Annotated in this window: 11 protein-coding genes; all 11 read right to left on the bottom strand. The window is 47.9% G+C overall.

Annotation, left to right across the window (positions count from 1 at the left end; genetic code table 11):
- Nucleotides 1–125 precede the first annotated feature (125 nt).
- The gene (gene dnaN / locus F752_RS0111350) at nucleotides 126–1,250 is read right to left on the bottom strand and encodes a DNA polymerase III subunit beta (RefSeq protein WP_017731863.1); all 1,125 of its coding nucleotides are present in this window, start codon (nucleotides 1,248–1,250) and stop codon (nucleotides 126–128) included.
- A 214-nt stretch (nucleotides 1,251–1,464) separates the two neighbouring features.
- Complete coding sequence (locus tag F752_RS0111345) at nucleotides 1,465–2,160, bottom strand: SGNH/GDSL hydrolase family protein (protein ID WP_017731862.1); 696 nt, start codon at nucleotides 2,158–2,160, stop codon at nucleotides 1,465–1,467.
- 138 nt (nucleotides 2,161–2,298) lie between these two features.
- A complete protein-coding gene (locus tag F752_RS0111340; RefSeq protein WP_017731861.1) occupies nucleotides 2,299–3,234 on the bottom strand; it encodes a hypothetical protein in 936 nt (311 codons plus the stop codon).
- A 1-nt stretch (nucleotide 3,235) separates the two neighbouring features.
- On the bottom strand, nucleotides 3,236–4,951 hold the full coding sequence (gldG, locus tag F752_RS0111335) for a gliding motility-associated ABC transporter substrate-binding protein GldG (protein ID WP_017731860.1): 1,716 nt from the start codon (nucleotides 4,949–4,951) through the stop codon (nucleotides 3,236–3,238).
- Nucleotides 4,945–5,673 carry a gliding motility-associated ABC transporter permease subunit GldF gene (gene gldF / locus F752_RS0111330; protein ID WP_017731859.1) on the bottom strand — a complete coding sequence of 243 codons (729 nt, stop codon included), beginning with the start codon at nucleotides 5,671–5,673 and terminating at the stop codon, nucleotides 4,945–4,947. The genes gldG and gldF overlap by 7 nt, the downstream gene beginning before the upstream one ends.
- Nucleotides 5,670–6,599, bottom strand: coding sequence for a gliding motility-associated ABC transporter ATP-binding subunit GldA (gene gldA, locus F752_RS0111325; protein ID WP_017731858.1), 930 nt, complete (start codon nucleotides 6,597–6,599; stop codon nucleotides 5,670–5,672). The genes gldF and gldA overlap by 4 nt, the downstream gene beginning before the upstream one ends.
- Before the next feature lie 138 nt (nucleotides 6,600–6,737).
- A complete protein-coding gene (locus F752_RS25360; protein ID WP_081604549.1) occupies nucleotides 6,738–8,705 on the bottom strand; it encodes an ATP-binding protein in 1,968 nt (655 codons plus the stop codon).
- Nucleotides 8,706–8,728: 23 nt separating this feature from the next.
- Complete coding sequence (locus F752_RS0111315) at nucleotides 8,729–9,871, bottom strand: acyl-CoA dehydrogenase family protein (protein WP_040664538.1); 1,143 nt, start codon at nucleotides 9,869–9,871, stop codon at nucleotides 8,729–8,731.
- A gap of 60 nt (nucleotides 9,872–9,931) precedes the next feature.
- Nucleotides 9,932–10,624, bottom strand: coding sequence for an SDR family oxidoreductase (locus F752_RS0111310; protein ID WP_017731855.1), 693 nt, complete (start codon nucleotides 10,622–10,624; stop codon nucleotides 9,932–9,934).
- Between the two features lie 136 nt (nucleotides 10,625–10,760).
- Complete coding sequence (locus tag F752_RS0111305; RefSeq protein ID WP_017731854.1) at nucleotides 10,761–11,270, bottom strand: DinB family protein; 510 nt, start codon at nucleotides 11,268–11,270, stop codon at nucleotides 10,761–10,763.
- A 3-nt stretch (nucleotides 11,271–11,273) separates the two neighbouring features.
- The gene (locus F752_RS0111300; RefSeq protein WP_017731853.1) at nucleotides 11,274–12,092 is read right to left on the bottom strand and encodes a purine-nucleoside phosphorylase; all 819 of its coding nucleotides are present in this window, start codon (nucleotides 12,090–12,092) and stop codon (nucleotides 11,274–11,276) included.
- Between the last annotated feature and the right edge of the window lie 223 nt (nucleotides 12,093–12,315).

Raw genomic sequence — 12,315 nt, 5'->3', positions numbered from 1 at the left:
CTCTGGCTCTTCTCCTTGTCTCATAACGTTTCTTTTTGTGTATCGCTATTTCAGGACGGGACATACAAACAAAAAAAGGCAGCCTCCCGGGTGGAAAGCAGCCTTTTTTCTGATTTGTGAATTTCTTAAACGTAATTGTTCAACATCACCGGCATAACCAGCATCAGGATGTCTTCATTTTCATCCTTATCCTGTGGAACGATAAGGCCGGCGCGGTTTGGCTGGGAAAGGTTTAGCTGAATATCGGTACTGTCGAGGTTGTTCAGCATCTCAATCAGGAATTTGGCATTAAAGCCGATTTCGATATCCTCCCCGTCATGGTCGCAGCTCAGACGTTCAGAAGCTTCATTGGAAAAATCCAGATCCTCGGCCGAAATCTGGAGTTCGCTGCCCGTAATTTTCAGGCGCACCTGGTGAGTGGTTTTATTGGCATAAATGGCAATACGTTTCATGGAGCTCAGGAACTGCATACGGTTTATAACCATATGGTTATTATTATCTGCCGGAATAACGTTTTCATAATCCGGGAAGCGCTCATCAATCAGGCGGCAAATCATCTGCACATTACCGAACTTGAAGTAAGCATTGCTGGCGTTAAACTCCAGCGTTACATTTGTGTTATCGGAGGGCAGCGTAGATTTCAGCAGGTTCAGGGCTTTGCGCGGGATAATCAGTGAATTATCCAGGTCGGCGGCCACATCTACCCTTCTGTAGCGAATAAGACGGTGACCATCGGTAGCCACAAAGGTGGCATTGGTATCGTTAAGGCGAATATATACACCCGTCATGGCCGGGCGTAATTCGTCGTTGCTTACTGCAAAAATAGTATTATTGATAGCAGCTGTAAGTGTTTCGGAAGAAAGGTCGACCGTATATGGATCAGTTACTTCCGGCACTTTGGGGAAATCAGTTGCATTTTCGCCGGCCAGTTTATAGCGACCATTGTCTGAGCTGATTTCAATGCTGTAGGTATCTTCGTCTATGCTAAAAGTTACCGGCTGCTCCGGCAGGTTCTTTAGCGTATCCATTAAAATTCGGGCAGGTACTGCAATATTACCGCTATCTTTTGCCTCTACTTCGAGCTGGGTAATCATGCTGGTTTGCAGGTCGGAAGCCGTAATGGTTAATACGCCATTATTAATTTCAAACAGAAAGTTCTCCAGAATAGGAACCACCGGGTTTGTGGTAATAACTCCGTTTATTCCCGAAAGCTGCTTTAATAAGGATGAAGACGAAACAATAAATTTCATATACCTTGTTTTGATTGAATTTGAAGTAGATAGCTGCGAAAGCTGTAAAGATAAAATAAAAATATAAATAGAACGAAAAATACCCGGGCTGTTCCCTAAAAATTAGGGCTTCGGGCTATATTATTTGAACCTTCCCCTCAATTACTCTTTTCTCCTCTACAAAAATTCACCTCCCTATACTAACCATAAACTTCAATCAGGCCAGTAGAGCAGCTTAAGGCTCCTGTACCATCATCAACACCTCGTCCAGTATAAGGTCTATCCATAACTGATACATGGCACCGGAAGGATGCAGCCCATCATCCGCAACCAGTGCGGGTTGCTCAAGGCCCTGCCGGGAAATTGGCGTAATATTAAAGTAGCGGATACCCTCTTCTGCCGCTATTTCCTTATTAATGGTATTGAATGAATCAATTTGTTCGCTAATAGTTTCCTGCCGTGCCTCTCCAAAGGGGGTGTAGCCATAGTCCGGGATGGAAACAACAAAAACATTTTCCTTCTCTCCACCCGCCAGCTCAATGGATTTGTTCAGCAACAGCCTGAATTCGGCTTCATACTCCTCCAGGCTTCTCCCCTGATACTGGTTATTGACTCCAATGAGCAGGGAAACAAGGTCGAATTCCTGACCAGCCAATTCAGCAGCCTCAATGGCCGCCAGCAGGTCGCCGGTTGTCCAGCCGGTTTGGGCAATAATTTTCGGCCCCATCACCTCTACGCCTGCCTCTTCCAGCTCATTGGCTAAAATAACCGGAAAGCGCTCCGCTTCAGCCACACTTTCTCCAATGGTATAAGAATCGCCAAGGGCAAGATAAGAAACGGCATTTTCAGTTTCAGAAGGTGCCGGATCCTTTCCTTTGCAGCTGAGTAAAAGAAGGAAGGGGAGCAGCAATAGTATTCGCAGGTCTATCATGGTTGAATCTTTTTCTATAGACCTACGAAAAGAAAAGCTTTATGGATTTATTTTATTCCTGGGCTCCTTATTAGCTACTGCGGTGGTAAATAAAAAATTCTATTTCAATTCCCCTGTTACTTTTCAATTCCCCTGTTACTACTGCCGCAGCTCTCCTGCTTCTATAAGTAATGCCTGCGCAAGCCGCTCATCGAGCAGTAAAGCCTGCTGCTCTTCCGGCAGGTAGCCTAGCCGGAAACGGCCGTCGGGTGTGGGCGCATAAATTTCCAGCTCCTTGCCATCAGGATTATTGAGGTCGGTTACCACCACCTTTGCCACTGGTGGTTGCTGCAGGAGACTGTCCAGCTCCGGGTACTCCTTTACATTTACAAAGCCGGTGGCCTGCAGATTTTCGAACAAACTTAAAAAATTAAGTAGCTGTGCACTATCCGGCACGCCCGTACCTCCTACTTCCAGGGTAGCGCCATCGAAACGAACCACCACATCCTCTGTTTCTCCCGGGTAGTTCACCAGCACCTCCTGCAGGTTAAGATAATTACTGGTAAATAGGGTTCTGTCGCGCAGGTTATTTTCTGTAAGCCGGAAAATACCGCTGATATAATTGACATATCCAGGCAACTCTACCACATAAGCCTGGTCGTTCTGCATAAACACCGAGAGTTGCTCGGCTTCCTCACCGCCGGCTATATATTCTTCCAGCAATCCGTCTGCCCCAAAAATCTGCACACGTATCCCTTCCTTCCGGAGTTCGGCCTGCACTTCTTCCTGCTGGCTCCCGGCCACCGGGCGCTTCACCTCCACGCGCTCCAGCACGCTTAAAAGCACCCGCATCAGCTGCTCATCGGCCTTGTATTGCCCGTTCAGCAGCCAGCTCCCGCCCTTCTTTTCCAGCACCTGTGTCGCCCCTCCGGGCTGAAGCAGTTCAATTCGCTGGATTGCAGCTGTATCGGCAACGGCAAAAAGCTCTTCCTCTACTTCCAGACTGGTATTGGCGCTATCCTGGCTGATGAGTAAGCCAAAAATCCCGCTCAGCACCAGGAGTATGATTAGTAAGGCCCAGTTTTTCTTCGTCATCTTACAAATAGCTTTTAAAATGGGTATACCGGCGCTTCCGCACATAATTAAAAACAAGGCCGAGCAAAATGACCAGCACAACAGGCCCCGCCAGGTTCACTACCTGCCAGAAGAGCTTTTCCTCCTCGCTTTGCACCGGGTCCAGCGGACGGATACTTACTTCTTTGTTTCTGGCCAGAATAAGCCCTTCCTCATTGGTTAAATAAGCCAGTGAATTCATAACGAACTCCTGGTTGGCAAAGGTTTGCTGTGTAAAGGGTGCAAAGCCTAAAGGATAAGGCTCCCCCGTGCGGAAGTTTAATTCATTGGCAATAAAATCGCCATCTGCCACCGTAATTAGTCTGGCCTCTCCCTCTTCCAGAAAACCTTCATTAGGTACCCCCTCGGGTAAAAAGCGGTTCTGATAAAGGGAGGGAAACCGCCCTTCCAGCAGAAAGCCTACCGGCAGCGGCCCTTCAGTGTATTGCTTGGGGTTGAGGTCTCGCCGCAAATCGTTTATGCTAACCCGAACGGGAGCATTAAAGGTACGGGCATACTCAGAGGTAAGAATGAGGGGCACTTTACTAATTCCCTCAGACTTTACCGTATCGATGGTGCTCATAAACTGCCCGTAGGTAGCATCGAGGTTGCGGACGATGACGTGGGGCCCATAGTTGTTTAAAACCGGGAAGAAAGGCCAGGGCATCATCTGGATTTGGGGCTCGGTACCGATATTACCAACGACCACCGGATAAGCCCCTGAGCTCAGATCCTGCACCAGGTTTTGATTCAGGCGGATACCATAGTTAAAGAAAAAGTCATTCAGGTTGAGGTTGAGCGGAATTCCCAGGGTTCCTTCTCCCCCGGCGCTATCCATATTTACCAGCACCTGGTCGACAAAAAACAAGCCACGGCCACCATTGAGCAGGTACTGGTCCAGCTTATATTTAGCCTGCTCGCTAAAGGGCTGCGTAGGTTTGGCCATAATAAGGGCATCGTAGCGGTCGAGATTTTGCGCGGCAGGCAGAAAAACCTCTTCCAGTATATACTTTTCGGCAATTGCCTCCTGTACGCTGCTTACCCGCACCGAATCCAGCTCTCCGTGGCCGGTGAGCCAGCCAACTCTAAACTGCTGCTCCCGGGCCAGCGCCTGAATAGTGCTGGCGAGGGCATATTCTATTCCTTCCACCGACTGGTTCAGCTTTTCTTCCGGAGAGGCAGCTTTATTGCCTCCTAACAGCATTACCCCCTGCTCCTCGCCGCCATAGGAAATGACCGCACCGGGCACCACAATTTTTTCTGTTTTCCGGCCGCCTTCCGTATCGATGATATTGGTGGGCTGCAGCCCTTTGGCGGCCAGGCGCTGGTAAAATTCATTCCGGGCCTCCGGCGATGCCGCTTCGGCGGGATCTATAAAGCTGAACTGCACCTTAGGCCCTGCAATATTCCGGAACTCCTCCAGGGTTTCGCGGATGGAACGCTGCAGTCGTTTAAAACCGCCCGGTACTTCTCCTTCCAGGTATACCTCCACATATACCACATCGTCGAGCTCGCGCAGCAGGTTTTTGGTGGCATCGGTAATGGTGTAGCGCTTGTCTTCGGTAAGGTCGATGCGAAAAAAATAATCCCTGGCCAGTACATTGGCTATCAGCAGCAGCATAATAACAATGCCGAAGCGAAGGAGGCTTTCGATTTTCTTCTGGGTTCCGCTATAGGGCTGTCGGGAATTATTTACCATTTTCTACTGCTCAGAACTAATTTGGTGAAGGACAACATCAGTAAGATGACACTCAGGAAGTACACCAGGTTTCTGGAATCTATAAGACCACGGCTCAGGGCATCGTAATGGTATACAATCCCTAACTGCTGAATAATATAAGCGCCGGTTCCCCACACATCGATAGCTGCCAGGGAAGCAAAACCGGTATACAGCAGAAAGCAAAGGAAAAGAGCCACCAGGAAAGCCACAATCTGGTTCTCGGTTAAGGAAGAGGCAAAAACCCCGATAGCGGCAAACACTGCCCCTAAAAGGAACAAACCCAGGTAGGAGCCTGCAAAACCCGCCGTATCAATATTCCCCACCGGGTTCCCCAGCTCATATACGCTGTAATAGTAAAGAAGCGTGGGCAGCAGAGCTAACAGTAATAAAAACAGGCTGCTGAAGTACTTTCCGAGTATGATTTGCCAATCCGTTAGCGGACGGGTAAAGAGCAGCTCCATGGTACCGGCCTTTCGCTCTTCCGCAAACAGGCGCATGGTAATGGCCGGAATCAGGAACAGCAGCACATATGGCCCGAAGGAAAACAGGGTTTCGAGGTCGGCATAGCCATAATTGAGCACGCTCGTTTCGGGAAATACCCACACCAGCAGCCCTACTCCTATCAGGAATACGCTGAGCACGATATAGGCAATGAGGGAACTCAGAAATGCATTGACTTCTTTAAAAAAGATTTCTTTCATGCCGAGGGTTTTGGATTATGGGTTAACTCCTGAAAGATACTCTCCAGCGAGCTTTCTTCCTGTCTCAGCCCAATGAGCGGAAGGTCGTTATCGGCCGCCACACGAAAGATGCGGGAGCGCAGGCCCCGGTCTTCATTGCCATACAGCACGTAGCGGGTATTGGAAGGCTGCTCTATTTGGTGGATACCTTCAATCTGCTGTAAGAGGCGGCTATCCACAGGGCGTTCAAATTCTACGCTGATGACCCTCCCTTTTCCTCTTTGTTCCCTCAGGCGCTCCACCGGGCTATCGGCCACAATATTTCCACGATTGATAATAACTACCCGACTACACAGCGCCTGCACCTCCTGCATAATATGGGTGGAAAATACCACTGTTTTCTGGCTGCTGATATCTTTTATCAGCTCCCGGATTTCCAGAATCTGGTTTGGGTCCAGGCCGGTGGTGGGCTCATCCAGGATCAGCACTTTAGGGTCATGCACTAAGGCCTGCGCAAGCCCGACTCTTTGCCGATAGCCTTTGCTGAGTGCCTGAATCCGCTTATTTTGCTCATGCTCCAGCCCGCAAAGGCCAACAACATCCTTTACCCGCTCCCGGAGCTTTTTCCCTCCCAGGCCATGGAGGGAGCCAATAAAGCGCAGGTATTCGTGCACATACATTTCCAGGTAAAGGGGGTTATGTTCGGGCAGGTATCCAATAGTTTTGCGAACCGCCAGTGGGTTTTGCTGCACATCCAGTCCATTTACTTTTACTGTTCCTGCGGTAGGAGGAATAAAGCAGGTGGCAATTTTCATGGTGGTAGATTTACCAGCCCCATTCGGCCCCAGAAAGCCCAGTATTTCCCCTTCCTTTACAGAGAAAGAGATGTTATCAACCGCTTTCTGCTTTCCGTAATGTTTACTAAGACCGATTATCTCTAATGACATGGTGCAATTTTTAGCATTAACGGCTAAATTAATAAATCCTTATGGAGACTGGCAAACCACAACTGTTTTTATCTCATTAACCCATCCCCGGTTTTCTCTTCCATCGGAAGAGATACCTCTATCAGTCGTTTACCTGTTTTATCTTTCCGGAAAATAAACTCTAAAGGTAGAGCCCTTCCCCGGCTGACTTTCCACTTTAATAAAGCCTCCTTCATTTTCTATTATCTTTCTAACCATATATAAGCCTATTCCGGTCCCTTCTACATGAGAGTGCATTCGCCTGAACATACCAAAAATCTTTTCAGGATCTTTAAACTCCATTCCTAATCCATTATCCTGTACAGCCAGCACCTGGAACCGCCCTTCCTGGCAGGAAGTGATTTTAATATGTAGCTTCCGTTCCGGGCTTCGGTACTTTATAGCATTGGAAAGCAGGTTATAGATGATACTCTTTAAGTTTTTACGGGAAAAGGAAACCGTCAGATTATTATCAACCTGCACCTCCACCCTGGCCTCCACTTCCTGTAATTGTTGCGAAAAATCCAGTTTTACATCTTCTATTAATTTAGCAACATTAACCTCTTCCACCTCTATCTCCATCAGTCTCTGAAGCTTAACAACCTCTGTTAAATCAGCAATGGTCCCCTGAAAACGCCTGACGGAAGAATGGATCATTCCAAAAATATTCCGCACCTGCTGATTTTCCTTATCCTCCTTAACAAGCTTTTTTTCCAGAAGGAGCACAAGACCTTCTATATTGGCAATTGGTGCCTTTAAATCATGGGAAGCGGTATAGATAAAATTATCTAAATCGGCATTTACCTTTATTAACCGCTCATTTATTTCATGAAGCTCTTCATTACTGGCCGTAATCTCCTCATTGGCCGCGGAAAGCTCTTCATTACTGGCGGCCAACTCTTCGGCCGTCATCTGCAGCTCTTTCTGGGTGTCTTTTAAGCTTTGAATATCGGTACAGGTACCCACCCACGACAGGATTTTCCCTTCTTTATCCTTTACCGGAAGTGCACGGGTGAGGTGCCACCGGTAGATTTGGTCACTAGCCTGCAAATAACGGCATTCCAGCTGGTAAAGCTTTCCTTTCTGTAACGCCTCACCCCAGAGGGAAAGTACTCCTGGCAAATCATCCGGGTGAACGGCCTGTTCCCATGCAGCTACCGAAGGTGTTTGGCCAGTATACTCATACCAGCGATGGTTCAAAAAGTCAATCTTTCCATCCGGCTGGGCTGTCCATGCCATTTCAGGCATAGCTCCGACGATCATTTTTACTTTCTGGGCACTCTCCTCTATTGATTTCCGGGCCAGCACCTGGTCTGTTACATCTTTAATAAGGGCAATTTTGTAGGAGAAGCCTTCCTTCTCTACATAAGATAAAATAACCTCCAGAAAGGTTGGCTTCTTATCTGCCGGGTAGGCTACATTTCTGCTTATTGGTGCTGACCGGGACTGGCCAAAGAACTCCTCCATTTCCTCCCGCACATCTTCAGGAAAAAGCGTTGCTACAGAAGTGCCCAGCACCTCCCTTTCAGATTTCTTAAATAAACCAGCAGCATAGGTATTAAACGAAAGAATAATCCCTGCCTTACTCATCAGTACCAGTCCAACCGGAGCCCCTTCCAGCACCTTGTGTAAATAATCGGTCTTGATCCTTTCCACCTTTTGGGTGGAGACAACCGTAACACCAGCAAGGGAATTTTTAATACTGCTGTAGCTCCTCCGCTGTTGTGTCCGTTGCACATGATCTTTTACAACAGCAGCCAAACCTCTTCCGGCTGCATTTGATACGCTTTGAACAGTGGAACCAATAAAGGGAGTAAAGAGCAGGGACTGCTTTATTTTATGGTAGTTTTGTTCATCATTAACAACAATAATGGAAAGCTGGGCATCGTGGCTAAAAACCTTTTGGGTAATTTGAATAGGGTTAAGCGCTTCCTCTCCGATAAGAAGCAGATCTGCTTCGTGGAGCTCTCCCCAGGCAGAAGAAAGATCTGCTTCAGGTATGGGTAAGAATATTGCTTTCGGATCCTCCAGACTCTCCTTTATCAACTGCAATGTTGCTTCTCGTAACCCGATGTAGACAACCTTCATTTTTCCAGGAAAAAGTTTAGTTACTAATCATTTAAGATTGGCTGTTCAAGAATTGCCCGCCCCAACCAGGTATACAGCAAATCGGTAGTAGGTGCCATAATATGGGCGGCACGGGCATCGCGAAGCAGCACATCGAATCTGGAATTTTCGCGGTAGGCGAGGCCTCCTGTGAGCGTCATGGCTTCGTTTACCACCTCTTCCACACAATGTGCCACCTCTGCTTTAGCTGATAAAAGGGCCAGGAGAGCCCCCTCTCCCTCACGGGCCGCATGGTAAATAAGCTGTCGTGTTCTTTCTATCTTCGCCCAAAGCCGCCCTAGCTTATACTGTAAATGGGATACCTGCCCCAGCACGAGACCACTGTGACTATGCGAACGTTCTGATAAATGCTGTTTGGCCTCATCGAAAGCAGCCTGCGCAATGCCCAAATAAGTACCTGCCATGGCAGTTAAAAAGTAAGGAGCCACCACATGGAAGATATACCACAACTGATCTCCCCGCTCTCCCAGCAGGTTTTTGGCAGGAACCACCACGTTCTTTAAGTTCAGGTTACGTGACGAATTTCCCCGCATGCCCATTCCATTCCACCCCGGCCCCCACACCATTCCGGCCGTAGACTTTTCAAGCAGTACACACGAAAACTGGTGGACGGGAGCATCGGCCTCGACTCCTACGGTAGAAACTACATACGAATCGCAAAATCCCCCATTTGTCACAAAACTTTTGGTGCCATTGAGCATGAACCCCTGCTCCGAAGTGGCCAGCAACTGAGTTTGAGGAAAATAAAAGTGAGCGCCTGTTCCCGGCTCGCTCAGGGCCAGTGAAGTTAGATGTTCTCCTCTGGCAATGGGCTCCAGAAAATTCTTTGCCTGCTCTTTTGTGGCTTTTGCTGCAATAACGGCAGAGCCTACACAATGCATCCCAAAACACAAGGCAGTAGAGCCGGAGGCCTGACCAATGATCTCACAGGCCCTGGCCAGACCAAAAAGCCCCTGACCCAAGCCTCCAAATTCTTTTGGCACTACCAGACCAGCCAGTCCTTTCTGCTGCATCAGGCGGATACTGCTTTCCGGCCATTTAGCCTGCTTGTCTACCTCCGCGGCTTCCTTGCTGACTGTTGAATCAGTGATGGCTTTAAATTCTTTCAGAATATTTTCTAATTCCATAATTAAATAAATGAGGCAGCTGTAAGATAGCAAAAAGTGAATCCAATCACGAAGAGATGCTTATCCTTTCGGCTTCAGGGGACGCATTTCTATATCTACCAGGTGAAAGTTCCGGTGGGTTTGAATGGCATGCAGGATGGTTTCCGCAACATCTTCCGGCCGCATCATATTATCATTGGCTGTTACGGTATCGATAGCATCGAAAAAGTTGGTCTTAACAGAACCGGGGTATATGCAGGTCACTTTTACCCCATCGTTACGTACCTCCTTGTACAAAGAGTGAGAGATACCTCTTACCGCATGCTTTGAGCCGCAGTAACCTGCCATGGTTTCAATGCCAGTCGTTCCTGCAATGGACGAAACATTAATGATGTGCCCTTCGCCTCTTTTTTTCATCAGTGGAAGAACTAAGCGGGTTGCATAAAAGATCCCGTTAACGTTGGTTTCGAACATGGCATGCCACTCTTCCATTGGCATTTCTTCGAATTTTCCCTGGTAGCCAAGACCGGCATTATTCACCAGCACCGCCATTTCGTCGCCCCAACGCTCGCGGGTTTGCCGCAATGCCTGCTCTACCGAGGCATAATCGCGGATGTCTGTTTCCACATGTAAAAAGTTTTCATGCCCGAGTGCTGGTTTACTTCTACTCCACCCGGCTACTTTGGCCCCGGCCTCCAGCAGACTTTTGGCTGTTTCCAGGCCTATTCCCTTACTTGCTCCGGTTACTATCGCTATTTTATCTTTCAGTTCCATGTTAGTTGTTCGTTATTTGTTGTTGGTTGTTCGATTTTAGATGCTGGCAGGTTTGTTAAGAGCCACTTTAATGGCTTTCCTATCGCCCGAACTTTTCCTCTATTATCCTATTGTCTCAGGTCTAAAGTCATCCTTCTCATTTTAAATACCGCTCCTGCAGTATGTTAAAATGATGTCGCTGATGGCCTGCGATGATAAATCCTATGGCTCTAACCGAAGCAGGCTGCCCGCTGGCTTTTCCTTTTCTTTTTAAATCTTCTTCCGAAAAGCCCCTGAATAAACTAAGGGTACTGTTGCGGAGCTCCAGGAATTCAGCCACCAGAGAGGATAATTTTCTATTACTCAAATCCAGTACGCTTACATATGCATCCTCATCAAAGCCTGCGAGTTCCGTCTGGTCGTTTCGGGCAAAGCGGAGGGCCCTGTAGCCCATAATTCTTTCGGTATCGATCATATGCTGCAATAGCTCCTTTACACTCCACTTCCCTTCTGCGTATCGGTGGTCGGCCTTCTCTTTTGGGATGCTCTGCAAAAAAGGCAGGGCTTCTTTAAAAGACTGCTCAAGGGCTTCGATAGCCGATTCTTCCTTACATGCCTCTACATATCCGGCATAAAAAGGAGCATATTCTTCCTGCTTGGGTCTCATGTTTCAGTCGTTTAATTGTGCAGTTAGTTCTGTTATTATGCTGGTTAGCTTAGGCTCTGCTCCCGCAGCAGCGGCTAATACCTTTTCAATAGAAACCGGCTCCAGATAACCGGGCATGCATAGGTCGGTCAGGACGGAAATAGCCATTACCGGCAGGTTCATGTGCCGTGCCACTATATTCTCTGGTATGGTGGACATTCCCACCGCGTCGGCGCCGATGGTGCGAAGGTAGCGATACTCTGCCGGCGTTTCGAGGTTCGGCCCGGGAACACCGGCATATACTCCCTGGTGCACTTTAATGTTGAGCGTATCAGCTACATATAAAGTCTGCTTTAAAAGCTGGCGGTCGTAAGGCTCAAACATATCCGGGAAGCGAGGACCAAACTCATCCAGGTTTTGCCCCCAGAGTGGATTCTCCGGAAAAAGATTGATGTGGTCGTTTAGGACCATTAGGTCTCCTAACCGATGATCGGGGTTGAGGGCGCCTGCCGCATTGGAAATAAACAGCCGAAGGATGCCCAGTTTCTTTAACACCCTTACCGGAAAAGTTACCTGTTTCATGTTGTAGCCTTCATAATAATGAAAGCGGCCCTGCATTACCACTACCGGCTTATCGCTTAACCAGCCAAAAATTAAGTGACCGCTGTGGCTCTCTACCGTGGAAACCGGAAACTGAGGTATATCGGCATACGGAATCTGGGCCTCAATTTTCACTTTATTGATTAGCTGCCCCAGACCCGTACCGAGAATAATACCCGTTCTGGGCAAAAAAGAAGTCTTTCTGCGGATAAAATCAACCGCTTCATTAATTTGCTCTATCATAGATCCAAAAATTTAGGCGCCTGCAGAAAAACAACAAAAGTACTATCTGCTTTACGTTTAGCTGACTACCTGTTTATTAATACGTTAGCAAAAAGATTGTTTTATTGCTCAGCTTAAGGGGCTGAAAGAGGCAATTTAGAAAAAAAGCCTTCCCATTTGCAAAAAGGAAGGCTGCTTCTTTTCCGTGTAGCAGCTCCTAACCCTCTTCCTCCTCACTTTAAGA

The organism is Nafulsella turpanensis ZLM-10 (assembly GCF_000346615.1).
Classification (GTDB): Bacteria; Bacteroidota; Bacteroidia; order Cytophagales; family Cyclobacteriaceae; genus Nafulsella; species Nafulsella turpanensis.
The sequence above is the reverse complement of the archived record's forward strand: the minus strand, read 5'-3'. Positions and strand labels throughout refer to the sequence as shown.

Excerpts from the sequence above, each read along its gene's own strand:
- dnaN (WP_017731863.1), bottom strand. The coding sequence starts at position 1,250 with ATGAAATTTATTGTTTCGTCTTCATCCTTATTAAAGCAGCTTTCGGGA.
- F752_RS0111345 (WP_017731862.1), bottom strand. The coding sequence starts at position 2,160 with ATGATAGACCTGCGAATACTATTGCTGCTCCCCTTCCTTCTTTTACTC.
- F752_RS0111340 (WP_017731861.1), bottom strand. The coding sequence starts at position 3,234 with ATGACGAAGAAAAACTGGGCCTTACTAATCATACTCCTGGTGCTGAGC.
- gldG (WP_017731860.1), bottom strand. The coding sequence starts at position 4,951 with ATGGTAAATAATTCCCGACAGCCCTATAGCGGAACCCAGAAGAAAATC.
- gldF (WP_017731859.1), bottom strand. The coding sequence starts at position 5,673 with ATGAAAGAAATCTTTTTTAAAGAAGTCAATGCATTTCTGAGTTCCCTC.
- gldA (WP_017731858.1), bottom strand. The coding sequence starts at position 6,599 with ATGTCATTAGAGATAATCGGTCTTAGTAAACATTACGGAAAGCAGAAA.
- F752_RS25360 (WP_081604549.1), bottom strand. The coding sequence starts at position 8,705 with ATGAAGGTTGTCTACATCGGGTTACGAGAAGCAACATTGCAGTTGATA.
- F752_RS0111315 (WP_040664538.1), bottom strand. The coding sequence starts at position 9,871 with ATGGAATTAGAAAATATTCTGAAAGAATTTAAAGCCATCACTGATTCA.
- F752_RS0111310 (WP_017731855.1), bottom strand. The coding sequence starts at position 10,624 with ATGGAACTGAAAGATAAAATAGCGATAGTAACCGGAGCAAGTAAGGGA.
- F752_RS0111305 (WP_017731854.1), bottom strand. The coding sequence starts at position 11,270 with ATGAGACCCAAGCAGGAAGAATATGCTCCTTTTTATGCCGGATATGTA.
- F752_RS0111300 (WP_017731853.1), bottom strand. The coding sequence starts at position 12,092 with ATGATAGAGCAAATTAATGAAGCGGTTGATTTTATCCGCAGAAAGACT.